This is a genomic window from Kaistia sp. SLG-1, assembly GCF_059699055.1.
The window spans coordinates 3,545,871-3,567,743 of record NZ_AP048544.1; the positions used below are offsets into that span (position 1 = coordinate 3,545,871).

At 66.3% G+C, this 21,873-nt stretch carries 22 protein-coding genes; 11 read left to right on the forward strand and 11 right to left on the reverse strand.

Annotation, left to right across the window (positions count from 1 at the left end):
* Positions 1-211 precede the first annotated feature (211 nt).
* The 9 genes from AC6HZP_RS16245 to AC6HZP_RS16285 all read left to right on the forward strand — a co-directional run bounded on the left by AC6HZP_RS16245 (position 212) and on the right by AC6HZP_RS16285 (position 8,775).
* On the forward strand, positions 212-820 hold the full coding sequence (locus AC6HZP_RS16245; protein WP_497523686.1) for a PE family protein: 609 nt from the start codon (positions 212-214) through the stop codon (positions 818-820).
* An 879-nt stretch (positions 821-1,699) separates the two neighbouring features.
* Positions 1,700-2,074 (forward strand): ArsR/SmtB family transcription factor, encoded by a 375-nt coding sequence (locus AC6HZP_RS16250; protein WP_497523687.1) that lies wholly within the window; start codon positions 1,700-1,702, stop codon positions 2,072-2,074.
* Positions 2,075-2,077: 3 nt separating this feature from the next.
* Complete coding sequence (gene arsB / locus AC6HZP_RS16255; RefSeq protein ID WP_497523688.1) at positions 2,078-3,142, forward strand: ACR3 family arsenite efflux transporter; 1,065 nt, start codon at positions 2,078-2,080, stop codon at positions 3,140-3,142.
* Positions 3,139-3,552: an arsenate reductase (glutaredoxin) gene (gene arsC, locus AC6HZP_RS16260; RefSeq protein WP_497523689.1), complete on the forward strand. Its 414-nt coding sequence runs from the start codon at positions 3,139-3,141 to the stop codon at positions 3,550-3,552. The genes arsB and arsC overlap by 4 nt, the downstream gene beginning before the upstream one ends.
* Positions 3,553-3,611: 59 nt before the next feature.
* The gene (gene arsH, locus AC6HZP_RS16265) at positions 3,612-4,325 is read left to right on the forward strand and encodes an arsenical resistance protein ArsH (protein ID WP_497526813.1); all 714 of its coding nucleotides are present in this window, start codon (positions 3,612-3,614) and stop codon (positions 4,323-4,325) included.
* Between the two features lie 351 nt (positions 4,326-4,676).
* Positions 4,677-5,780 carry an ABC transporter substrate-binding protein gene (locus AC6HZP_RS16270; RefSeq protein WP_497523690.1) on the forward strand — a complete coding sequence of 368 codons (1,104 nt, stop codon included), beginning with the start codon at positions 4,677-4,679 and terminating at the stop codon, positions 5,778-5,780.
* A 235-nt stretch (positions 5,781-6,015) separates the two neighbouring features.
* On the forward strand, positions 6,016-6,900 hold the full coding sequence (locus tag AC6HZP_RS16275; RefSeq protein WP_201400154.1) for an ABC transporter permease: 885 nt from the start codon (positions 6,016-6,018) through the stop codon (positions 6,898-6,900).
* Complete coding sequence (locus AC6HZP_RS16280) at positions 6,897-7,682, forward strand: ABC transporter permease (RefSeq protein ID WP_497523691.1); 786 nt, start codon at positions 6,897-6,899, stop codon at positions 7,680-7,682. The genes AC6HZP_RS16275 and AC6HZP_RS16280 overlap by 4 nt, the downstream gene beginning before the upstream one ends.
* 22 nt (positions 7,683-7,704) lie before the next feature.
* Positions 7,705-8,775 carry an ABC transporter ATP-binding protein gene (locus tag AC6HZP_RS16285; RefSeq protein WP_497523692.1) on the forward strand — a complete coding sequence of 357 codons (1,071 nt, stop codon included), beginning with the start codon at positions 7,705-7,707 and terminating at the stop codon, positions 8,773-8,775.
* Positions 8,776-9,175: 400 nt separating this feature from the next.
* Here the strand turns inward: AC6HZP_RS16285 and AC6HZP_RS16290 are convergent, their stop codons facing one another.
* From AC6HZP_RS16290 to AC6HZP_RS16340, 11 genes are all read right to left on the reverse strand, one after another.
* Entirely contained in the window at positions 9,176-9,592 is a 417-nt protein-coding gene (locus AC6HZP_RS16290) for a GFA family protein (RefSeq protein ID WP_497523693.1), read from the reverse strand.
* A 29-nt stretch (positions 9,593-9,621) separates the two neighbouring features.
* A complete protein-coding gene (locus AC6HZP_RS16295; protein WP_497523694.1) occupies positions 9,622-10,086 on the reverse strand; it encodes an SRPBCC family protein in 465 nt (154 codons plus the stop codon).
* A gap of 2 nt (positions 10,087-10,088) precedes the next feature.
* On the reverse strand, positions 10,089-10,403 hold the full coding sequence (locus AC6HZP_RS16300; RefSeq protein ID WP_201400159.1) for an ArsR/SmtB family transcription factor: 315 nt from the start codon (positions 10,401-10,403) through the stop codon (positions 10,089-10,091).
* A 144-nt stretch (positions 10,404-10,547) separates the two neighbouring features.
* On the reverse strand, positions 10,548-11,984 hold the full coding sequence (locus AC6HZP_RS16305) for an aldehyde dehydrogenase family protein (RefSeq protein WP_497523695.1): 1,437 nt from the start codon (positions 11,982-11,984) through the stop codon (positions 10,548-10,550).
* Between the two features lie 121 nt (positions 11,985-12,105).
* Positions 12,106-13,110: an AraD1 family protein gene (gene araD1, locus AC6HZP_RS16310; protein WP_497523696.1), complete on the reverse strand. Its 1,005-nt coding sequence runs from the start codon at positions 13,108-13,110 to the stop codon at positions 12,106-12,108.
* Between the two features lie 76 nt (positions 13,111-13,186).
* Positions 13,187-13,966 carry a FadR/GntR family transcriptional regulator gene (locus AC6HZP_RS16315; RefSeq protein WP_497523697.1) on the reverse strand — a complete coding sequence of 260 codons (780 nt, stop codon included), beginning with the start codon at positions 13,964-13,966 and terminating at the stop codon, positions 13,187-13,189.
* A 232-nt stretch (positions 13,967-14,198) separates the two neighbouring features.
* Positions 14,199-14,909: a glutathione S-transferase N-terminal domain-containing protein gene (locus tag AC6HZP_RS16320; RefSeq protein WP_497523698.1), complete on the reverse strand. Its 711-nt coding sequence runs from the start codon at positions 14,907-14,909 to the stop codon at positions 14,199-14,201.
* A gap of 153 nt (positions 14,910-15,062) precedes the next feature.
* The gene (locus AC6HZP_RS16325) at positions 15,063-15,269 is read right to left on the reverse strand and encodes a hypothetical protein (RefSeq protein WP_497523699.1); all 207 of its coding nucleotides are present in this window, start codon (positions 15,267-15,269) and stop codon (positions 15,063-15,065) included.
* A 70-nt stretch (positions 15,270-15,339) separates the two neighbouring features.
* On the reverse strand, positions 15,340-16,821 hold the full coding sequence (gatB, locus tag AC6HZP_RS16330) for an Asp-tRNA(Asn)/Glu-tRNA(Gln) amidotransferase subunit GatB (protein ID WP_497523700.1): 1,482 nt from the start codon (positions 16,819-16,821) through the stop codon (positions 15,340-15,342).
* A gap of 109 nt (positions 16,822-16,930) precedes the next feature.
* Positions 16,931-17,377: a CreA family protein gene (locus tag AC6HZP_RS16335; RefSeq protein ID WP_371813038.1), complete on the reverse strand. Its 447-nt coding sequence runs from the start codon at positions 17,375-17,377 to the stop codon at positions 16,931-16,933.
* Between the two features lie 139 nt (positions 17,378-17,516).
* Positions 17,517-18,950, reverse strand: a complete 1,434-nt coding sequence (locus AC6HZP_RS16340; protein ID WP_497523701.1) for an MATE family efflux transporter — start codon at positions 18,948-18,950, stop codon at positions 17,517-17,519.
* 258 nt (positions 18,951-19,208) lie between these two features.
* Between AC6HZP_RS16340 and AC6HZP_RS16345 the strand changes: the two genes are divergently transcribed.
* Both AC6HZP_RS16345 and AC6HZP_RS16350 read left to right on the forward strand, forming a co-directional pair.
* Positions 19,209-20,333, forward strand: coding sequence for a DUF2865 domain-containing protein (locus AC6HZP_RS16345; RefSeq protein ID WP_497523702.1), 1,125 nt, complete (start codon positions 19,209-19,211; stop codon positions 20,331-20,333).
* 195 nt (positions 20,334-20,528) lie between these two features.
* Entirely contained in the window at positions 20,529-21,767 is a 1,239-nt protein-coding gene (locus AC6HZP_RS16350; protein ID WP_497523703.1) for an AGE family epimerase/isomerase, read from the forward strand.
* Positions 21,768-21,873 lie beyond the last annotated feature (106 nt).

Consider the following 21,873-nt stretch of genomic DNA (forward strand, 5'->3'; position numbering starts at 1 on the left):
AAAATCCTTCCCGCGCCGTGGCAACCGATCGCTGTAATCATTTCAAAATTCATTACAATTTACGGATATCAGCTCACCGACCTAAACGTCGGCCACCGTAGCAACCGCGCAAACCTTCGCAAAACCCTGACATATCCGTCCATTGACCCGATGCAACCATAACGACACCTTCCTGATCATCTTGGGGATTCTTCAGGTAAGGCGCACGAAAATGACCCTCAAATACATAGTTTTTGCGGCAGCCGCGGGTTTTGTTAGCGCCAATTACGTAGCCGATCCTGGTATGATTTCGGCGGCGAGCGCACAACCCCGCCTCGGATGCTCTCAGCCGATCCTTTTCGAGATGCTGAAGACATCGGCCTGCGCGTCATATTCATCGAGCGGCAGCGGCGGCGGATCCAGCCTGCCGTTCGGCCTGGCGCGAACCATCTCCGGCGGCACCAATCAGGGCCCCGGCACCAATGGCGGCGGCAATAATGGCGGCGGCAACAACGGCGGTGGCGGCAACACCGGCGGTGGTGGCAACAACGGCGGTGGCGGCAGCACCGGCGGTGGTGGCGACACCGGCCATCACTCGGGCGGCGGCGGCGACACCGGCAGTCACCCCGGCGGTGGTGGTGACACGGGCAGTCATCCCGGCAGCGGCGATGGGGGCAGCGGCTCCGGCGGCAGCGAAGGCGGCGGCAGCTCCGGCGGTGGTACCGAGGGCAGCAATAGCGGCGGCAGCAGCGGCGGTGACAGCGGCAGCCACACGGGCAGTGAAGGCGGCGGCAGCAGTGGCAGCAGCGGCGGCGAAGGTGGCGGCGGCCGGGGCGGCTGAGGCGCCCTCATCCGGCAAGGCCGGGCCGACGGCAAGAGCAGGAATGAGCCAAGGCGACCGAGATCGCCGGCAGAGTTCGCCTGCGCCCGGCGCAAGGGAACGGCGGCCTGAGAGCAGGCCGCCGTTTCCGCATGCCGCTGCCCCGCTTCTACCCAGCCCATCAAAGGCGCCCGTGGCGGTCGCGCAGCCCTCAGTTTTGACAGTCTTGAGGTATCCGACCCCATAGTGTTTGGGTACCGCCGATCCACACGTGCCCTCACCTGCGCAGAACTGGAAGGCTTGGAGAGATTGCAGCGGCATCCGCGGCGCCGTCTCGGCTTTTGCATGTCGACCCAAATGCACGATGCAGGCGGAGGCGATCGACGGGTCGCCGGGTCATACGAATTCTCCTTCGACGCATTGCGTTTCGTAGACAAAGTCTGGCGCAATCCGCCTCGGGGCGTTCCCTGGACCCTCCTTCGAGGCCCGGCTTCGCCGGGCACCTCAGGATGATGGTCGAGTTCTGGAATGCAGTCCGGGATCTGGCTGTTGCGTGTAGATCGCGCCATTCAGCCATTGCGGGCCAGACACTCAGGATGATGGCGGAGGTCGGCCGATCGGCCTGAAAGACACGGCCCAGCACGACCGCTTTGCGTGCTTCGAGACGGCCCTGCGGGCCTCCTCAGCATGTTGAAGGTGGTGTTGTGCTAGGGCCTCCTGGAGCGTCGGCGCTTCGGACGAACCGGATCCCCCCCTGCTCGCGAATATCACTTCCAGCCTCCCAACCGCATCTCCAGACCGGATCATCGCACCGCTCTTCTCTCCCCGGCGCGGTGCCTCTTGCCTTTCCGGACCCAGCGCCCTATTCATTTCAATACCTCTTGAATCATTGAGATGAAGATGAACGAAACCCAGGCCCTCGACGCCTTCGCCGCGCTGTCGCAAGCGACGCGCCTGCAGATGGTACGGATCCTCGTCCAGGCCGGCCCGGCCGGATTGCCGGCAGGCAGTGTCGGCGAGACGGTCGGCGTCTCCTCCTCCGGCGCCTCCTTCCACCTCGCCCATCTCGAGCGCGCGGGGCTGATCCAGTCCCGCCGCGAACACCGCTCGATCATCTACAGCGCCCGCTTCCAGACGCTCGCCGGACTGGTCGAGTTCCTGATGCGGGACTGCTGCCAGGGCCATCCGGAAGTCTGCGCGCCGGCGATCGGCGCCCTCTCCGCCTGCTGCGCCGAGGCGGATGCCGGCGTCCCCGCCGCTCCCGTCGAGGGCTGACCGATGTCCCGCTTCGAACGATACCTGACCCTATGGGTCGGGCTCTGCATTCTTGCCGGCATCGGGCTCGGGCATCTGGCGCCCGGGCTGTTCGCGACGCTCGGCGCGATGGAGGTGGCGAACGTCAACCTGCCCGTCGCCGTGCTGATCTGGCTGATGATCGTGCCGATGCTGCTCCGCATCGACTTCGCCGCGCTCGGCCAGGTCGGGCGGCACTGGCGCGGCATCGGCGTGACGCTCTTCGTCAACTGGGCGGTGAAACCGTTCTCGATGGCGCTGCTCGGCTGGCTGTTCGTCGGCCAGCTGTTCCGCCCCTATCTGCCGGCGGACCAGATCGACAGCTACATCGCCGGCCTGATCATCCTCGCCGCGGCGCCCTGCACGGCCATGGTCTTCGTCTGGTCGAACCTGATCCGGGGCGAGCCGCATTTCACGCTGAGCCAGGTGGCGTTGAACGACGTCATCATGGTGGTGGCCTTCGCGCCGGTCGTCGGGCTGCTGCTCGGCCTCTCGGCGATCACCGTGCCGTGGAACACGCTGCTGCTCTCGGTCGGGCTCTACATCGTCCTGCCGGTCATCGCGGCGCAATGGCTGCGCCGGCGCCTCCTCGCCTCCGGCGGCGAGCCGGCGCTCGCCCGCCTGCTGCGTATTCTCAGCCCGATCTCGCTGGTGGCGCTGCTTGCCACGCTGGTGCTGCTCTTCGGTTTCCAGGGCGAGCAGATCCTCGCCCAGCCGCTGGTGATCCTGCTGCTCGCGGTGCCGATCCTGATCCAGGTCTATTTCAACGCGGGGCTCGCCTATTGGCTGAACCGCGTCGCGGGCGAGGCGCATTGCGTCGCCGGCCCGTCGGCCCTGATCGGCGCCAGCAACTTCTTCGAGCTCGCGGTCGCCGCCGCCATCAGCCTGTTCGGCTTTCACTCCGGCGCGGCGCTCGCCACCGTCGTCGGCGTGCTGATCGAGGTGCCGGTGATGCTGTCGGTGGTCTGGATCGTCAATCGCAGCAAGGGCTGGTACGAGCGCGGAACCGCCGTGCCCTCCGCCCGAACCCAGGAAGAGCCGGCGCCATGACCGTCACCATCTATCACAACCCCGCCTGCGGCACCTCGCGCAACACGCTGGCGATGATCCGCCAGAGCGGCGAGGAGCCCGTCGTCATCGAATATCTGGTGACGCCGCCGAGCCGCGAGCGGCTCGTGGAGCTGATCCGCGCCATGGACATCCCGGTCAGGGCACTGCTGCGCGAGAAGGGCACGCCCTATGCCGAGCTCGGCCTCGCCGATCCCGCCTGGAGCGACGACGACCTCCTTGGCTTCATGCTCGCCCACCCGATCCTGATCAACCGCCCGATCGTCGAGACCCCGAAGGGCACGAGACTCTGCCGTCCGTCGGAACTCGTGCTCGACATCCTGCCGAACCCGCATTTCGGCCGCTTCGTCAAGGAAGACGGCGAAATCATCGAGACGGACGAGACCCCGTGAGATCCATGAATACCCCCGCCAAGAATACCTCCACCAAGAATACCGACAAGCACACCGCCATGAATACCCAGAGCCTGCCCAACCTCGTCGCGCCGCTATTCCACGCCCCGGACCCGAGCGCCCTGCAACCGCAAGCCAGCGCGCATGCGCCGCGCATTCTGCTGCTCTACGGCTCGGTGCGCGAGCGCTCCTACAGCCGCTTCGCGACGCTCGAGGCGGCGCGGATCCTCGAGGCGCTCGGCGCCGAGACGAGGATCTTCGATCCGAGCGGCCTGCCGCTGCCGGACGGCGCGCCGTCGAGCCACCCGAAGGTGCAGGAGCTCCGGGAGCTCTCGGCCTGGTCGGAGGGGCAGGTCTGGTGCAGCCCCGAGCGCCATGGCGCCATGACCGCGATCCTGAAGGCCCAGATCGATTGGCTGCCGCTTTCGATCGGCGCGGTGCGGCCGACCCAGGGCAAGACGCTGGCCGTCATGCAGGTCAGCGGCGGCTCGCAATCCTTCAACGCCGTCAACCAACTTCGCGTGCTCGGCCGCTGGATGCGGATGATCACCATCCCCAACCAGTCCTCCGTCGCCAAGGCGTTCGAGCAGTTCGACGAGGCGGGGCGGATGAAGCCCTCCTCCTATTATGACCGCATCGTCGACGTCATGGAGGAGCTGATGAAGTTCACGCTGCTGACCCGCGACGCGGCGCCCTACCTGACGGACCGCTACAGCGAGCGCAAGGAAGCCTCAGCCGCGCTGGAGCAGCGCGTCCAGTTGCAGGCGATCTAGCCAACGCCCTCGCCGGGCCGGTCGCCGCGCCAGCGCGGCCGCCCGGCATCTCCCCCGCACCTCCTCCTGCCCCCCGAATCAAAAGGCGGCTTACCGACCGTCCAAGCCTGGGGTAAGCTCGGCCGACCGGGCGCCTCGACGCGTCCGGCGCAAAGAGGGACGAACAACGATCGCCCGGACCCGGCCGGAACAACTGTGGATGGCAACATCCGCCGCGCCGCGCCTCGATCACGGGCGACATCGAAGCTTCAAACTTGCATGATAGCGTTTGAAATAGACGGCTTATCATCTGGCCGGCCAGGGGGCCGCGCCGGGGCAAATGGGCGGTGATACGCCGAGGGGAGAACAAGCATGACGACGAACTGGATGCGGATGTCGGTTTCCGCACTCGCGATCTGCGCAACGACGGGCGTTGCCTTCGGCCAGAACCTCGACGAGCTGGTCGCGGCGGCGAAGAAGGAAGGCCAGCTGACGACGATCGCGCTGCCGCATGACTGGTGCGGCTATGGCGAGATCATCGAAGGCTTCAAGGCCAAGTACGGCATCGCCGTCAACGAACTGAACCCCGACGCCGGCTCGGGCGACGAGATCGAGGCGATCAAGGCGAACAAGGGCAACACCGGCCCGCAGGCGCCCGACGTCATCGACGTCGGCCTCTCCTTCGGCCCGTCCGCGAAGGCCGAAGGCCTGCTGCAGCCCTACAAGGTCTCGACCTGGGACACGATCCCGGACAGCGCCAAGGACGCCGACGGCTACTGGTACGGCGACTATTACGGCGTGCTGTCGTTCCTGGTGAACACCGACATCGTCAAGAACGTGCCGCGCGACTGGTCCGACCTGCTCGCCGACGACCTCGCCAATTCGGTGGCGCTCGCCGGTGATCCGCGCGTCGCCAACCAGGCGATCCAGGGCGTGTTCGCCGCCGGCCTCTCCGGCGACAAGGGCGATATCGCCAAGGCGGGCGAGGAAGGCCTGAAGTTCTTCGCCGAGCTGAACAAGAAGGGCAATTTCGTCCCCGTCATCGGCAAGTCGGCCTCGCTGGCGCAGGGCTCCACCCCGGTGATCATCGCCTGGGACTACAACGCCCTTTCCTGGCGCGACATTCTCAAGGGCAACCCGGCCGCCGAGGTCGTGGTGCCGAAGACCGGCGTCGTCGCCGGCGTCTACGTCCAGGCGATCAGCGCCTTCGCGCCGCATCCGAACGCCGCCAAGCTGTGGATGGAATACCTCTACTCCGACGAAGGCCAGATCGGCTGGCTCAAGGGCTATTGCCATCCGATCCGCTTCGACGACCTCGCCAAGAACGGCAAGATCCCGGCCGACCTGCTGGCCAAGCTGCCGCCGGCCGAGGCCTATGCCAAGGCCGTGTTCCCGACCGTCGAACAGCAGAACGCTTCCAAGGAAGTGATCTCGAAGCAGTGGGACTCGGTCGTCGGCGCCGAAGTCGCCAAGTAAGCGCGAGGTTCGCGCAAGCGAACGGTTCGAGCCGGCGGCCACAGGCGGCCGGCTCGATACCCGCAGACCCACAGGGCGTCCGGCTCCGGCCGGGCTCCCCTTTCCTGCTGTGCCGGCTTCGGGCGTCTCGCCCTCGCCGCGCTTGCGGGACCCGACTAATTCGGCCATGCCCTTGCCTCCGGCCGGGCGGGCCCGCATCCTGCATTCCGCAACGTTCGGTCACCGAAGGTAGCCAATGGCGCAAACGACAGCCGACATCCCTCATGTGAAGCCGCGCGCCATGCCGCTGACCTGGCTCGGGGTCGTGCCGTTCCTGATCTTTGCGCTGATGTTCCTGATTCTGCCGGCGGGCTATCTGGTCATCGGCGCCTTCCAGACGCCGGACGGCAGCTTCACGCTGCAGAACATCGCCAATCTGAACCAGCCCACCATCATCAAGGCCTATCGGCTCAGTATCTCGATCAGCGCGACCTCGGCCTTCCTTGGCTCCCTGCTCGGTTTCGGGCTTGCGCTGGCCATCGTGCTCGGCAAGCTGCCGCGCTGGGTGCGGCCGATGCTGATGACCTTTTCCGGCGTCGCCTCGCAATTCGCCGGCGTGCCGCTCGCCTTCGCCTTCCTGGCCACGCTCGGCCGCACCGGCCTGGTCACGGCGCTGCTGTTCAACGTCTTCGGCATCAACATCTACCGCTACGGCTTCAACCTGCTGAGCTTCACCGGGCTGACGATCACCTATCTCTACTTCCAGATCCCGCTGATGGTCCTGATCCTGACGCCGGCGCTGGACGGGCTGAAGCGCGAATGGCGCGAGGCCTCGGCGATCCTCGGCGCCTCGACCTGGCAATACTGGCGCATGATCGCGCTGCCGGTGCTGTGGCCGAGCCTGCTCGGCGCCTTCATGCTGCTGTTCGCCAATTCGTTCGGCGCGATCGCGACGGCCTATGCGCTGACCGGTTCGTCGCTCAACATCATCACCATCCTGCTTTACGCACAGATCCGCGGCGACGTGCTGCATGACCCCAATCTCGGCTATGCGCTGGCGCTGGGCATGATCCTGATCACCGGCATCTCCAACGGCATCTATATCTGGCTGAGCTCGCGCACCGGGCGGTGGATCCGATGAAAGAGTCCCGTTTCTTCCCCTGGCTCGGCGTCATCTTCGGCGCGGTCTATTTTCTCGTTCCGCTGGTCGCGACGTTCGAGTTCTCGCTGCGCATGGAGCGCGGGCGCTATTCGTTCGAGGCCTATCGCATCGTTCTGGCGGATCCGTATTTCCAGCAGAGCTTCGGCTATTCGGCTGTCATCGCGGTCTGCACCATCTTTGTCGGCATCGCGCTCTGCGTGCCGACCGCCTATGTCGTGCAGTTGAAGCTGCCGCGCATCCGGCCGTTGATCGAGTTCCTGACCCTGCTGCCGCTGGTGATCCCGGCGATCGTCATCGTGTTCGGCTATCTTCGGATGTACAATTCCTCGTCCTGGCTGCCCCTAACCTCCAGTGCGCGCGGAACGGATCTCCTGTTGACCTTCAGCTATGTCACGCTCTCTTTGCCCTACATGTATCGCTCGGTCGATACCGGGCTTCGCGCGATCGACGTGCGCACGCTGACGGAAGCGGCCCAGAGCCTGGGAAGTTCGTGGCCGCGCATCCTGCTGACGGTGATCCTGCCCAATGTGCGCGTCGCGGTGCTGTCCGGCGCGTTCCTGACCTTTGCCATCGTCATCGGCGAATTCACCATGGCAAGCCTGCTGAACCGCCCGGCCTTTGGTCCGTATCTGCAGCGGATCGGCGCCAATCGCGCCTATGAGCCGGCGGCGCTCGCCATCATCGCCTTCGCCATCACCTGGGCCTGCATGGGCCTGATCAATCTATTCGCGGCCATGGGTCAGCAGACCACACGCCGTTGAACGAGTTTCCAAGGAAGCGACCATGGCATTCCTGACGATCGATAAACTGGTCAAGACATTCGGCGCCCAGACCACGGTCAAGGGCGTCGACCTGGCCGTTGAGCGGGGCGAGTTCCTGACCCTGCTGGGCCCGAGCGGCTGCGGCAAGACCACGATCCTGCGCATGATCGCGGGCTTCGAGAGCGTCACGAGCGGCTCGATCCGGATCGACGGCAAGGACGTCACCCATCTGCGTCCCAACCAGCGCCATATCGGCATGGTGTTCCAGGCCTATGCCCTGTTCCCAAACATGAGCGTCGCCGACAACATCGCCTTCGGCCTCAAGGTGGCGAAGAAGTCCTCGGCCGAGATCGCGGCGCGGGTGAAGGAGATGCTGGAGCTGATCAAGCTGCCGCAGCTTGGCGACCGCTACCCCTATCAGCTCTCCGGCGGCCAGCAGCAGCGCGTCGCGCTCGCCCGCGCCCTCGCCGTCAAGCCGCAGATCCTGCTGCTCGACGAGCCGCTCTCCGCGCTCGACGCCAAGATCCGCATTTCGCTGCGCGAGGAAATCCGCGCCGTGCAGCGCGCGCTCGGCATCACGACCATCTTCGTGACGCATGACCAGGAAGAAGCGCTTTCCATGTCGGATCGCATCTGCGTCATCAACGAGGGCAATATCGAGCAGCTCGGCACGCCCTTCGAGATCTACAACTATCCGAAGACGCGCTTCGTCGCCTCGTTCGTCGGCACGCTCAACATCCTCGCCGGCAAGGTGCTGGATTCGACCAGCGGCCGCGTCGCCATCGACGAGCAGGAGATCGTCACCTCGACCGGACTCGGCGGCGCCAGCGCCGGCGACGCGCTCGCCGTGGCGCTGCGCCCCGAGGCGCTCTCGATCGGCTACGCCAATGGCGGCAGCAACAACCTGACCGGCACCATCGACGAGGTGCATTTCCTCGGCTCGGTCGTCCGCATCCGCGTCCGCTTCGGCGACAATGTCGTCTCGCTCGACACCTTCAACCGCCCGCACAGCGCCCCGCCCGAGCGCGGCCAGCCGGTGACGGTGAATTTCACCCGCGAGGACATCCTGGTCCTCGACCGGCCGGCGATCTGATCGGGAGGTGGCGCGGTCGATCTGCATTGAGGCATGACGCCCTCTTCACCTCTCCCCGAGGGGTGAAACCCGCCCGCCGACCCACGCTCCCCGTCATCCCTGCGAAAGCAGGGATCCATCCATCCGCCGCACAAAGCCAGCTGGACGGAGCGCTTGACCGCGAGCCTTCTGGAAGGACGCATCGCCTCTCTCAGGAGTCCTCCGCAAAAACACCATCCTCATCATGCTGAGGAGGCCCGCAGGGCCGTCTCGAAGCACGCACAAAGGCCGTGCAATCGACAGATTGCCCCTCGTCCGTGCGTCCTTCGAGGCCCGAGCTGCGCTCGGGCACCTCAGGATGATGGAAATCGAGCGCCGCATGTCCGCTGGACCGAATGAGCAAAGGCCGCTCGTCCGCCCCCTACCCCGCCGGCATGCGATCGAACCGCCGCAACGCCGGGTCGAGCGTGTCCCAGGCGTAGCCGCGGATGCTGTAGGTGACGAATTGCGGGCGGAAGCGGGCCGGGTCGTCGAGGCTGGTGGCGTGGACGGCGATCAGCTCCGGCATCGCGGCGAAGGTCAGGTAGACCGGCGCGCCGCAGTTCGGGCAGAAGGCATGCGACTTCATGTTGCCGCTCTCGCCCGCGACCTGCCACTCCTTCACTTCGCCGGTGATGGTCATCTCGGACCGCAGCGCGAAGGTCAGATAGGAGCTGTGCCCCGTGCCGCTCCGTCTCTGGCATTCGCGACACTGGCAGTGGAGCTCGACGATGGGCTTGCTCGTCGTCTCGTAGCGGATGGCGCCGCAGGCGCACCCGCCGCTATAGGACTCGGTCATGCTGGTCCTCCCGGAGCAGGGTTGCCGGATCAGGCCGCTTTCGGCTTGGCGAAGACGTCGATGCCCCGGCCGGTCTCCAGCAACGATTTCAGGCTGGAGAGCACGATCGGCCAGCCATGCGTGATGCCCTTCTCCATGCCGCTGCCGGCCTCGAGATCGTCATGGGTGACGGTCAGCCGGACCATGTCGTCATAGGGGTCGATGGCGAAGGTCACCCGGCTGTAGCTCGCGGGATTCTCCGCCTCCGACGGGTCCGCCCAGGAGATCACCAGCCGGCTCGGCGGCGAGATCTCGAGCACCTTGCCGACGAGGTCGACCCGCCGCTCGTCATTGGTGCGGACATGCTGCCAGTCCGAACCGGGTTTCCAGTCGGAAACATTCTCGTGGCCCCAGTAGCGCCGCGCGACTTCCGGCTTGGTGATCGCCTCGAACACCTTCTCCGGCGTCGAGAGGACGTAGGTCACATAGACGAAGCTCGTCTTATCCTTGGCCATGGCTATTCTCCTTCGAGTTCCTGCTTCAGATCATGCAGCAGGCTGAGCCGCTGCCGTTCGAACTTGCGCACCCAGCGTTCGTAGACCTCGTGCAGCGGCACGGGATTGATGAAATGCAGCTTCTCCCGGCCGCGCCGGACCGTGCTCACCAGATTGGCGGTCTCGAGGATGCCGAGATGCTGGGTCGCGGACTGCCGGGTCATGTCCAGATGCTCGCAGAGCTGGCCGAGCGTCTGCCCGTTCTGCTCGTAGAGAAGATCGAGCAGCTTCCTGCGGGTCGGGTCGCCCAGCGCCTTGAAAACGTCGTCCGCGTGCATCGGTCTCTCTCGCTTCGGAGACAAATATGCAGGTAAATACCTGCATGTCAAATCACGGTTCCGCGCGCCCTGCTCCGCTCCGGGGAGCCGAAACGAAAACGGGCGCCCGAAGGCGCCCGTTCCGAACTCGATGACGACAGCCGATCAGGGTTGCGTGTAGGCCGTCTTGACGGTGGTGAAGAACTCGACCGCGTACTTGCCCTGCTCGCGCGGGCCGTAGCTCGAACCCTTCCGGCCGCCGAACGGCACGTGGTAGTCGACGCCTGCCGTCGGCAGGTTGACCATGACCATGCCGGCCTCGGCATGACGCTTGAAGTGCGAAGCGTGCTTGAGGCTGGTGGTGACGATGCCCGAGGCGAGGCCGAACGGCGTGTCGTTGGCGACCGCGAGAGCCTCTTCGTAGTCCTTGACCTTGATCACGCTGGCGACCGGGCCGAAGACCTCTTCCTTGTTGATGCGCATGTCCGCCGTGGTGTTGGTGAACAGCGCCGGCTGCAGGAAGAAGCCCGGGTTCTCGCGCTCGATCCGTTCGCCGCCATAGGCGAGCGTGCCGCCTTCGTCCTTGGCGATCTGGATGTAGCGCAGGTCCTGGTCGAGCTGCGACTGGTCGACGACCGGGCCGACATGCGTGCCCTGCTTGACGGCGTCGTCGACGACCAGGTCCTTCATGCGGGCGGCGAGCGCCTCGACATACTGGTCGTGGATCTTTTCGGTGACGATCAGGCGCGACGAGGCGGTGCAACGCTGGCCGGTCGAGAAGAAAGCGCTGTTGGCGGTCGTCTCGACGGCGACCTTGAGGTCGGCGTCATCGAGCACGATGGTCGGGTTCTTGCCGCCCATCTCGAGCTGGAACTTGCGCATCACGGCGATCGACGCCTCGGCGACCTTCTTGCCGGTGCCGACGGAGCCGGTGAACGAGACGGCGTTGACCTTCGACGATTCGAGGATCGCCTGGCCGACGACCGAACCACGGCCCATGACCAGGTTGATGACGCCCTTGGGCAGGCCGTTGCGGACGAGGATGTCGACGATCGTCCAGGCGCAGCCCGGAACGAGATCAGCCGGCTTCAGCACGACGGTGTTGCCGTAGGCGATGGCCGGGGCGATCTTCCAGGCCGGAATGGCGATCGGGAAGTTCCACGGCGTGATCAGGCCGACGACGCCGACCGGCTCGCGGGTGATCGAGACGTCGATGCCCGGGCGCACGCTTGGCACCAGCTCGCCCGAGAGACGCAGCGTCTCGCCGGCGAAGAAGTGGAAGATCTGCGCGGCGCGGATGGTCTCGCCGATACCCTCGGGAAGGGTCTTGCCTTCCTCGCGCGACAGCAGGCGGCCGATCTCTTCCTTGCGGGCGAGGATCTCGTCGCCGGTCGCCTTCAGGATGTCGTGGCGCTGCTGGATGCCCGAGACCGACCAGGTCTTGAACGCATCGGCGGCGGCGTCGATCGCGGCCTTGGCGTCTTCCGCCGTCGCCTGCGCGAATTCACCGACCACTTCGTTCGTGTTGGACGGATTGATGTTGGGACGCGCGGTGCCGCCGACCCATTCGCCGCCAATATAGTTCTTGTGCAGTGTGCTCATCAGATGATCCTTGAACGTCGTGGGACGGATATGGGCCGGCCGGAGCCGAGCCGAAAGGGGGCGGGAACCGAGGTTCGGAGAGTCCCGTCCTTTTATCCCGCCAGCCTCCTCTGGCCAACCCTCAAAGCTGGATGACAGAGACCTTCTCTTCCTCGGCAAAAGCGAGCGGGTTGGTGAGCGGCAGGCCGAAGGTGTCGGACTGGATGTCGAACACGTCGCCGGGCTCGGTCTTGACGCCGAACGCCACGGAGAGCGTCGCCGTGCCGTAGGTATGCACATGCACCTGGCCCGGGCGGCGGAAGAAGTCGTACTTGAAGTGGTGGTATTCCAGATTGGCGAGCGTGTGGGACATGTTCGCCTCGCCCGACAGGAACGGCTCGTCGAAGATCACCTTGCCGTCGCGATGGATCTTCGAGCGGCCTCGGACGTCGTCCGGCAGCGCGCCGACGAGGAGCTCCGGCCCGATCGAGCACGGCCGCAGCTTGGAATGGGCGAGATAGAGATAGTTCACGCGCTCCATGATGTGGTCGGAGAACTCGTTCGCCATGGTGAAGCCGATCCGGTAGGGCTGGCCGTCATCGCCGACGATGTAGATGCCGGCGACCTCCGGCTCCTCGCCGCCGTCCTGCGCGAAAGAGGGCGCCGTCAGCGGCTGGCCAGGGCCGACGAGCAGCGCGCCATCGCCCTTGTAGAACCACTCCGGCTGCACGCCCTTCTCTCCCTCGGCCGGCTTGCCGTTCTCGAGGCCCATGCGGAACATCTTCATCGAATCGGTGAGGACCTCGTCCTCGTCCGGCGTCTTGTGCATGGCGTCGCGCGCCGAAGCGGAACCGAGATGCGTCAGGCCCGTGCCGGTGATCAGGAGATGCGCCGGATCCTCATGATCGATCGGCGCGAGCACGCGGCCGGATGCCAGCAGGGCCGCGCGGTCGACTTCCTCGGTCTCGCCGACGGAAGCCGCCTCGACGATCGCCTCGATGCCAGACCTGGCGGCGATCGCGGCCTTGGCGATCTCGTAGACGGTGGCGTAGCCCGGCACGATATAGGACCGCTCGCCGGCGCCGTTCGGCACCGTGGCGATGACGGCGCGCGCGCCGGCTTCGGTCTGGATCTGCATCAGTCTCATCGTTTCTCTCCTGTCGTGCCGAAGGGCCGTCTGCGCTTTCGCCGCGGCCGATTTTTGAAGTCTGAATTGTTTTGAACTAGCGCAGGCTCGTCTCGCCCTCGGCGTCGGCGTTGCGGCCGACCCAGATAGAATCGAAGACATTGCCCTTGGCGTTGCGCAGCAGGCGGCGCATGGCGAGGAAGGCCTCGTCGGGGTTGCGGTCGCGGATCGCCTCGTAGACGTCGCGATGCTGCACCACCGCGTCGTCGCCCATCACCGTGCGCCAGCCCAGCGAGAAGCTGATGATCAGCCCGGATTCGATCAGGCCGCCGACCGAGCGGATCATCGGGTTGTGCGAGGCCTCGAGCACCGTCATGTGAAAGGCGAGATCGGCGCGGATCTGGTCGGCGCTGCCGCGGTCGCGGTTCTTGATGCCGTCGAGCGCCTTGGCGAGCTTCTCGATCTCTTCCGGCGTCGCCCGCTCGGCCGCGCGCGAGGCGGCGGCCGGCTCGATGATCTCGCGCATCTCGAACAGGGAATGGATGAATTCGTCGCTCGGCCGCTGGTCGATCTGCCAGCTGAGCACGTCGGGATCGAGCATGTTCCAGTCGACGCGCGGCCGCACCTTGGTGCCGATCTTCGGGCGCGAGACGGTCAGCCCCTTGGCCGACAGCAGGCGGACGGCCTCGCGGACGGCCGTGCGGGAAACGCCGAACTCCTCCTGCACCATCGGCTCCGTCGGCAGGGTATCGCCGGGATTGTAGACGCCGGAGACGATGCGCCGGCCGAGTTCGGCCGCCACATGGTCCGACAGGCTGCCGGTCCGGTCTCTTCCGGGTCCGCGCAGCGGCCGCGTCTTGTCCTGGGTACCTCGCATCGGGCCCCTTTCCGAATTCACAGGCATCAACGAAATGCGGCATGCCACGGCATGCCGGCGGATTTCGCTTATCATAGTATGTTTGAGCGTCCGGCGCTACCTGCCGGTTGCGGAAGCGGGCGGGAGAACGTCGCCCGGCATCGTCATCGCCCGCATCGGATCAAAACGAATGCGGCCCGCCAAGGGCGGGCCGCGACGCTTCAAAGCCGGAGAAACCGAGGGAACCCGCCGGTCAGCGGGCCCGCTGGTTGAACAGGATCTTCTGCGCTTCCTTGTCGTCGGCGAGGCTGACCGGGGCGACCGGCGCCTTGACCGCCATGCCGCGCTGGACGGCCGGACGGGCATTCATCCGATCGATCCATTTCTTGACGTTGGGGAATTCCGAGGTGTCGAAGCGCTGCGATTCCCAGCCGGCCGCCCAGCCGAAGATCGCGATGTCGGCGATCGAATACTCGCCGGCGACATAGTCGCGCCCGGCCAGGCGACGGTCGAGCACGCCATAGAGGCGATGCGTCTCGTCCTGGTAGCGCTTGGTGGCGTAGGGAATGCGCTCCGGCGCATATTCGGAGAAGTGGTTGCGCTGGCCGAGCATCGGGCCAAAGCCGGCCATCTGCCACATCAGCCATTCCTCGACCTCGACCCGGGCGCGCTCGTCGGCGGTCGGGTAGAGCTGGCCGAACTTGCGGCCGAGATAGAGCAGGATGGCGCCCGATTCGAACACCGAGATCGGCTTGCCGTCGGGACCCTCCGGATCGACGATCGCCGGCATCTTGTTGTTCGGGGAGATCTTCAGGAACTCCGGCTCGAACTGGTCGCCCTTGCCGATGTTGACGAACTTCAGCGTGTAGGGGAGGCCCAGCTCCTCCAGGAAGATCGTGATCTTCTTGCCGTTCGGGGTCGGCCAGTAGTGCAGCTCGATCGGCTGTGTCTGCTTCACGGACATGAGAAACCTTTGACTTTGGCTGGGGCTGAATCGATCACCGATCGGCGAGCGACAGGACGCGCCCCCATAATTGGGTTCAGCGCGCCGCCAAGGCAAGGCTTCCATACAAGACTTGCAAGCGACGTTGTAGCCGCCCAGCAGGAGCCCGGTCGATCAGCGCTCCCGATCGCGAACCTCGAGATGCTCGACCGTCAGACGTCCGACGGCCAGCCGGTCGATGCGGGCTTCCAGGATCCGCAGGCGGCCGATCGCCATGGCCCCGAAGGCGATCGCGCCGATCGCTGCCGCGCCGATCGCGAGCGCCCCCAGCGCGGTTGCCCCGGTAGCGCTCGCAGGTATCTTCCGAACCATCCTCGTCATGATCGCCCTCTCGAATTTCCCGGAAGGGCGACCATACCGCGGAATTCAATCGGTCAGCAGGCTATCCGGCCTACTCGATCCCGAGCTTCTTCTTGAGGATCTCGTTGACGACCTGCGGGTTGGCCTTGCCGCCCGAGGCCTTCATGATCTGGCCGACGAACCAGCCGGCGAGCGTCGGCTTGGCCTTCGCCTGCTCGACCTTCTCCGGGTTGGCGGCGATGATGTCGTCGACGACCTTCTCGATCGCGCCGGTGTCGGTGACCTGCTTCAGGCCGCGCGCCTCGACGACCTCGCGCGGATCGCCGCCCTCGTTCCAGACGATCTCGAACAGGTCCTTGGCGATCTTGCCGGAGATCGTGCCGTCGCCGATCAGATCGACGATCGCGCCGAGCTGCGCGGCCGAGACCGGGCTGGACGCGATGTCCTTGCCGTCCTTGTTCAGCCGGGCGGCGAGTTCCTGCGTTACCCAGTTGGCAGCCGTCTTGGCGTCGCGGCCCTTGGCGACGACTTCGAAATAGTCGGCCGTGTCGCGCTCGAGCACCAGCACGCCGGCGTCATAGGCCGAGAGGCCGAGCGCCTCGACGAAGCGCGCCTTCTTGGCGTCGGGAAGTTCCGGCAGCTCCGCCTTCAGCCCGTCGACCCAGGCCTGCTCCAGCTCCAGCGGCAGCAGGTCGGGATCGGGGAAATAGCGATAGTCATGCGCCTCTTCCTTCGAGCGCATCGACCGCGTCTCGCCCTTGTTGGCATCGAACAGGCGGGTTTCCTGGTGGATCGAGCCGCCGTCCTCGAGGATGCCGACCTGGCGGCGCGCTTCGTAGTCGACCGCCTGGCCGACGAAGCGGATCGAGTTGACGTTCTTGATCTCGCAGCGCGTGCCGAGCGGCTCGCCGGGACGGCGGACCGAGACGTTGACGTCGGCGCGCATCGAGCCTTCGTCCATGTTGCCGTCGCAGGTGCCGAGATAGCGCACGATGGTGCGGAGCTTGGTCAGATACGCCTTCGCCTCGTCGGCGGAGCGCAGGTCCGGCTTCGAGACGATCTCCATCAGCGCCACGCCCGAACGGTTCAGGTCGACGAAGCTCATGGTCGGGTGCTGGTCGTGCAGCGACTTGCCGGCGTCCTGCTCCAGATGCAGGCGCTCGATGCCGACCGTCACGCTCTCGCCGCCCTCCAGGTCGATAACGATCTCGCCCTCGCCCACGATCGGCTGCTTGAACTGCGAGATCTGGTAGCCCTGCGGCAGGTCCGGATAGAAATAGTTCTTCCGGTCGAACACGCTGTAATTGTTGATCTGCGCGTTGAGCCCGAGGCCGGTGCGCACCGCCTGCGCCACGCATTCCTCGTTGATCACGGGCAGCATGCCCGGCATGGCCGCGTCGACCAGGCTGACATGGGAGTTGGGCGCGCCGCCGAATTCGGTCGAAGCGCCGGAGAACAGCTTCGAATTCGACAGGACCTGGGCATGCACCTCCATGCCGATCACGATTTCCCAGTCCCCGGTCGCGCCTTTGATCAGCTTCTTGGGATCGGGCTGGCGGACGATGGCGTTCATGCGAAAAAGCTCCGAGTAGAATACTGAACACCCGGTTAGAGCCTCGCGCGGCTTCCGGCAAGGCTTGTCGGGCAGAACGACGCCGGAAACCGCCGGAAGCGGCTATAGCCTAGCGGAGGTAGTCACCGCATTTGACCGCCGGCTGGTCGCCCCAGGGCATGATCGGGACGCTGGAGATTGAGTTTTTCGGGCTGCCGTCGACCAGCTTGTCCGAATAGACGAGATAGACGAGGACGTTGCGCTTGGGATCGCAGCCGCGCGAGATGCGCATCTTCTTGAACCAGATCGAGCGGCGCTGGTTGAACATCTCGTCGCCCTGCTTGATCTTGTTCTTGAACTGGATCGGCCCGACCTGGCGACAGGCGAGCGAGACGTCCGACGTCTCCTCCGCCACGCCGAACATGCCGGCGACGCCGCCCCGTTCGGCCGCCGCGAAATAGCAGGCGACGCCATCGACCTCCGGATCATCGATGGCGTAGGTCGCGATCTTGTCGTTCGGCGTCACCCATTTGAAGGTCGTCGATTCCTTGAAGATCAGCTCGGGATCGTCGGCCATCGCCGGCGCCACTCCGGCAAGGGCGAAGACGACCGTCAGGGCGGCGAGTGCGAAGCGCATGGCATTCTCCGTTGGAAAGCTCTGCGCTCCATATAGGAACGCTCGGCCCCGCCGCGAGACCCGCGCCCTCCCCGCCCGATCAATGCACCGGGCTCGGCGCCACGATCGACGCCGCGCCGCCCCGCATCAGACCGAGCCGCTCGCGCCGCAACCACCGCGCCAGCAGCATGACCGATACGGCGGCCAGGCCCGTCGCGAGGCCGATCCAGATGCCGATGCCGCCCATCTTGGCCCAGAAGCCGAGCAGGACGGAAAGGCTGAGGCCGACGCCCCAGAAGCCGATCGCCGCGTAGATCATCGGCACACGCGTATCGTGCAGGCCGCGCAGCATGCCGCCGGCGATCGCCTGCGCGCCGTCGAAGACCTGGAACAGCGCCGCGATGCCGAGGAAGGAAACCGCGAGCGCGATCACCTCGGCGTTGCGTGGATCGGTGGCATCGAGGAAGACGCCGATCAGCGTCGTCGGCATCGCGAACATCATCAGCGCCGTACAGCCCATGAAGCCGACGCCGAGGATGAACGGCGTCCAGCCGGCGCGGCGGATCGCGGCGGCGTCGCCGGCGCCATAGGCGATGCCGACCCGGACGGTGACAGCCTGCGCAAAGCCGAGCGGCACCATGAAGCAGAGCGAGGCGATCTGGATGGCGATGGCGTGCGCCGCCACGGCGGAGGCGCTGATCAAGCCCATCAGGAACACGGCGGCGTTGAAGACGGTGACCTCCAGCGCGATCGCCACCGCCATCGGCAGGCCGAGCCGCCAAAGGGCGCGGAAGCGCGCCCAGTCGGCGCGCCAGAAGCGGCCGAAGACGTGATAGCGCCGGAATTGCCGGTCAAGCGTGCAGACCAGTGCCATGCCGAGGAACATCATGCTGGCCGACAGGGTGCTGCCGATTCCCGCGCCGAACATGTCGAGCGCCGGCAGGCCGAAATGGCCGAAAACCAGCGCCCAGACGATCAGCGCGTTGAAGACGACGCCGAACAGGCCGACGACCAGCGACAGGAACGGCCGCTCCAGCGCGGCGATGAACGAGCGCAGCACGTTGTACCAGAGGAACGGCAGCATCGCCCATTGCAGGCCGCGCATGTTGGCGGCGGCGAGCCTGGCGAGCTCCGGCTCCTGGCCGAGCCAAAGCAGTAGCTCCTCGGTGTGCCAGAGCACGATCCAGAACGGGATCGAAATGGCGACGGCCGCCCAGAGCCCCTGCCGCACGGTGCGGCGAACCTCGCGCACGGAATGGCGGTTGCGCCCGCGCTCGCGCGCCACGATCGGCGCCACCGCCGACACCAGGCCGATGCCGAAGATCAGGAAGGCGAAATAGAGATTGGTCGCGAGCGCCACCGCCGCGAGATGATCGGCGCCGACCCAGCCCAGGATGACGACATCGGTCGCGGTGATCACCGTCTGCGCCAGATTGGTCAGAATCAGCGGGACCGACAGGAGGATCGTGGCCCGGATCTCGGTCAGCCAGGGCCGATGCGTTTCCCCGGTCTGGTCCAATTCGCGCGCGGTCATGATGCAGGCTCTTTTCGTGCGACTCGACGGGCATTGCCCATATTTTCAGCGGGCCACCTAGTCACAAGATGCCGGCCATTGCCATTCAAACATCTTGATATCAGCCATCGTCCCGGCGGCGCGGGGGCCATTCCGGTTGCGATTCCGGCCCTTACAACAACCTGCGTGGATGACCCTGCCTGCCATTCGTGCTATCTCGGTCTGCCGTTTGGGCAGCGGACCAAATGGATTGATGGCAGCGCGGTAAGGGCCGCTTCAATGGGTATCGACACAGTGCTTTCGCGTATCGTGATGACGGCGATGATCCTCGCCGCTGGGGTTGGAATCGCGGAAGCCGCGTCGAGCGTCTGCACGCGGCTCGAAAGCCAGCTGGCGTCGCTCCAGCGCAGCCAGAACGCCGGCGCCAACCGCGCCGCCAGCCAGCAGGCGAATCTCGGCCGCGCCCGCGCCGAGCTGAACGCCGCCAACAGCGAAGCGCGCCGGGCCGGCTGCAAGGGCGGCTTCCTGCAGTTCAAGTCCGCCAATCCCGCCCCGCAATGCGCGTCTCTGCTGAAGCGCATCGATTCGATCCAGGCCCGCATCGACAGGGCCGAACAGGCGAGCCGTGGCGCCGATCCGGCCGCGTCCGGCCGCCAGCGCGCCGACATCCTGCGGCTGCTCGGCCAGAACGATTGCGGCCCGCAATACGCCAGTTACGTCAATGCCGGCCAGCGCCCGCGCAACTTCTTCGAACGGCTGTTCAATCCCGACAACCGCGTCTACGTGCAGCCGCAGCAGGGCGACATCGCGCGTGTCCCGGCGCGCGATCCCGGCCGCGGCACCGAGAGCGCGGGGAACGAGCGCGGCTTCGGCGGCGGCAACTATCGCACCCTCTGCGTGCGCACCTGCGACGGCTATTACTTCCCGATCAGCTTCGCGACGCGCCGCTCGAATTTCGCCACCGACGAGGCGACCTGCCGCCAGATGTGCCCGGGCACCGACGTCGCCCTCTATGCGCATCGCAACCCCGGCCAGAACAGCACCGACGCCCGCTCCGTCACCGACGAGACGCCCTATAGCGCGCTGTCGACGGCGTTCAGCTACCGGACCAGCTTCAACCCGAGCTGCACCTGCGGCAGCCCGACCTCGCTGCAGGCGCTGAACGGCGGCTACAGCCCGGCGAGCCTCGCCACCACCCCGGCCGAAGAGGCCATGCCGCCCGTCCCCGGCGCCGCGCCCTTCCTCGGGGAGGATCCGGAAACGCTCGCCAACCGCGCCGGCCAGCTCGCGCCGGACGACCTCGGCACGGCCAGCGTGGAGACGCCGGTCGCAGGGCTTTCGAGCCCGCCCCGCAGCGCCGGCGTGACCCGCCGCGTCGGCCCTTCCTACTTCTACGCACAGTAGCTTTCGCCGGGCCGTCGCACATGGTGGACGGCCCGATCGACTCAGTGTTCAACTAGCCGCCGCCGGTCCGACGCGATCGGCCGGGCCGCCGCCGATCGAGGATCGAAGGCGGCGGCAAGGCGCAATGAACACGTCCATCCGACCCGGCCGCCGGCATGGCGGGGATCGGCCTGGACCTACGGGAGCAGGAACACCATGACATCGACCGCCACACCGCCCTGGCTCGGGCTGCCGTCCCACTGCGACTGGCTGGACGATCAGTTCAACCGCCTGATCCGCTTCCTGAACGGCGCGAAGCTCGAGGCCGGCGGCTTCGGCTATCTGCTCGAGGACGGCACCAGCGACCTGACGCGCCCGCGCGAGCTCTATCTCACCTGCCGCAAGACCCATGTCGCGGCGCTGGCGCATCTGCGCGGCATCCCCGGCACCGGCCCGCTGGTCGACCACGGCATCGAGGCGCTGCTCGGCATCTTCCACGACAAGGTGAACGACGGCTGGTTCTCGGCGCTGAGCCCGGCCGGCGGTCCGCTTCCCGGCCGCAAGGAGGCCTATGGCCATGCCTTCGTGCTGCTCGCCGGCTCGTCGGCGACCGAGGCGGGACGCCCGCGCGGGCGCGAGCTGTTCGACAAGGCCGAGGCGGTGTTCCTGAAGTACTTCTGGGACGAGGAAGCCGGCATGTCGCGCGAATCCTTCGCGGACGACTTCTCCGATTCCGAGGATTATCGCGGCGCCAATTCCAACATGCACCTGGTCGAGGCCTGCCTCGCCGCCGGCGACACGTCGGGCGATCCGGCCTGGTACCAGCGGGCGCTGTCGATGGCCGACCGGCTGATCAACGGCGCGGCGCGCGAGCACAACTGGTTCCTGCCGGAGCATTTCGACACCAGCTGGAAGCCGGTGCCGGAGTACAACACCGACGACCGCGCCCATCCGTTCCGCCCCTATGGCTCGACGGTCGGCCATTGGCTGGAATGGTCGCGCCTGCTGCTGCATGTCGAGGCGTCGCTGGAAAATCCGCCGGCATGGCTGCGCGAGGCGTCGATCGCCCTCTTCAACCACGCGATCCAGTATGGCTGGGCCGTCGATGGCCATGACGGCTTCGTCTACACCACCGATTTCGACGGCAACGTCGTCACCGAAGTGCGCATGCACTGGGCGCTCTGCGAGGGCATCGCGGCGGCGGCGCTGCTCGGCACCGTCACCGAGGAGCCGCTCTACGAGTACTGGTACCGCAAGCTCTGGGACCATGCGGCCGAGCATTTCGTCGAGGCCGAACGCGGCACCTGGAAGCACCAGCTCGCCGCCGACCTGACCGAAGCCGGCACGGTCTGGCCGGGCCGTCCCGACGTGTACCACGTCGTCAACGCCCTGCTGCTGCCGCAGCTCCCGGCAAGCCCGAGCGCCGCTCCGGCCCTGGCGCGCGGCTTCCTGTAAGCTCAATCGCTCAGGCAGGTCCGGCCTCTTACCTCAAGAGAGAGGCCGGACCGACAGCTCTGGACCATGGGCAGGGCACCGTCGCCCCGGCGAAGACCGGGGCCCA

Coding starts and splice junctions, on each gene's coding strand:
- arsH (WP_497526813.1), top strand. CDS start 3,612: ATGAATACCCAGAGCCTGCCCAACCTCGTCGCGCCGCTATTCCACGCC.
- AC6HZP_RS16285 (WP_497523692.1), top strand. CDS start 7,705: ATGGCATTCCTGACGATCGATAAACTGGTCAAGACATTCGGCGCCCAG.
- AC6HZP_RS16280 (WP_497523691.1), top strand. CDS start 6,897: ATGAAAGAGTCCCGTTTCTTCCCCTGGCTCGGCGTCATCTTCGGCGCG.
- AC6HZP_RS16245 (WP_497523686.1), top strand. CDS start 212: ATGACCCTCAAATACATAGTTTTTGCGGCAGCCGCGGGTTTTGTTAGC.
- AC6HZP_RS16325 (WP_497523699.1), bottom strand. CDS start 15,269: ATGACGAGGATGGTTCGGAAGATACCTGCGAGCGCTACCGGGGCAACC.
- AC6HZP_RS16300 (WP_201400159.1), bottom strand. CDS start 10,403: ATGCACGCGGACGACGTTTTCAAGGCGCTGGGCGACCCGACCCGCAGG.
- AC6HZP_RS16315 (WP_497523697.1), bottom strand. CDS start 13,966: ATGCGAGGTACCCAGGACAAGACGCGGCCGCTGCGCGGACCCGGAAGA.
- arsB (WP_497523688.1), top strand. CDS start 2,078: ATGTCCCGCTTCGAACGATACCTGACCCTATGGGTCGGGCTCTGCATT.
- AC6HZP_RS16305 (WP_497523695.1), bottom strand. CDS start 11,984: ATGAGCACACTGCACAAGAACTATATTGGCGGCGAATGGGTCGGCGGC.
- AC6HZP_RS16270 (WP_497523690.1), top strand. CDS start 4,677: ATGACGACGAACTGGATGCGGATGTCGGTTTCCGCACTCGCGATCTGC.
- AC6HZP_RS16335 (WP_371813038.1), bottom strand. CDS start 17,377: ATGGCCGACGATCCCGAGCTGATCTTCAAGGAATCGACGACCTTCAAA.
- AC6HZP_RS16345 (WP_497523702.1), top strand. CDS start 19,209: ATGGGTATCGACACAGTGCTTTCGCGTATCGTGATGACGGCGATGATC.
- arsC (WP_497523689.1), top strand. CDS start 3,139: ATGACCGTCACCATCTATCACAACCCCGCCTGCGGCACCTCGCGCAAC.
- AC6HZP_RS16290 (WP_497523693.1), bottom strand. CDS start 9,592: ATGACCGAGTCCTATAGCGGCGGGTGCGCCTGCGGCGCCATCCGCTAC.
- araD1 (WP_497523696.1), bottom strand. CDS start 13,110: ATGAGACTGATGCAGATCCAGACCGAAGCCGGCGCGCGCGCCGTCATC.
- AC6HZP_RS16295 (WP_497523694.1), bottom strand. CDS start 10,086: ATGGCCAAGGATAAGACGAGCTTCGTCTATGTGACCTACGTCCTCTCG.
- AC6HZP_RS16340 (WP_497523701.1), bottom strand. CDS start 18,950: ATGACCGCGCGCGAATTGGACCAGACCGGGGAAACGCATCGGCCCTGG.
- AC6HZP_RS16275 (WP_201400154.1), top strand. CDS start 6,016: ATGGCGCAAACGACAGCCGACATCCCTCATGTGAAGCCGCGCGCCATG.
- gatB (WP_497523700.1), bottom strand. CDS start 16,821: ATGAACGCCATCGTCCGCCAGCCCGATCCCAAGAAGCTGATCAAAGGC.
- AC6HZP_RS16320 (WP_497523698.1), bottom strand. CDS start 14,909: ATGTCCGTGAAGCAGACACAGCCGATCGAGCTGCACTACTGGCCGACC.
- AC6HZP_RS16250 (WP_497523687.1), top strand. CDS start 1,700: ATGAACGAAACCCAGGCCCTCGACGCCTTCGCCGCGCTGTCGCAAGCG.
- AC6HZP_RS16350 (WP_497523703.1), top strand. CDS start 20,529: ATGACATCGACCGCCACACCGCCCTGGCTCGGGCTGCCGTCCCACTGC.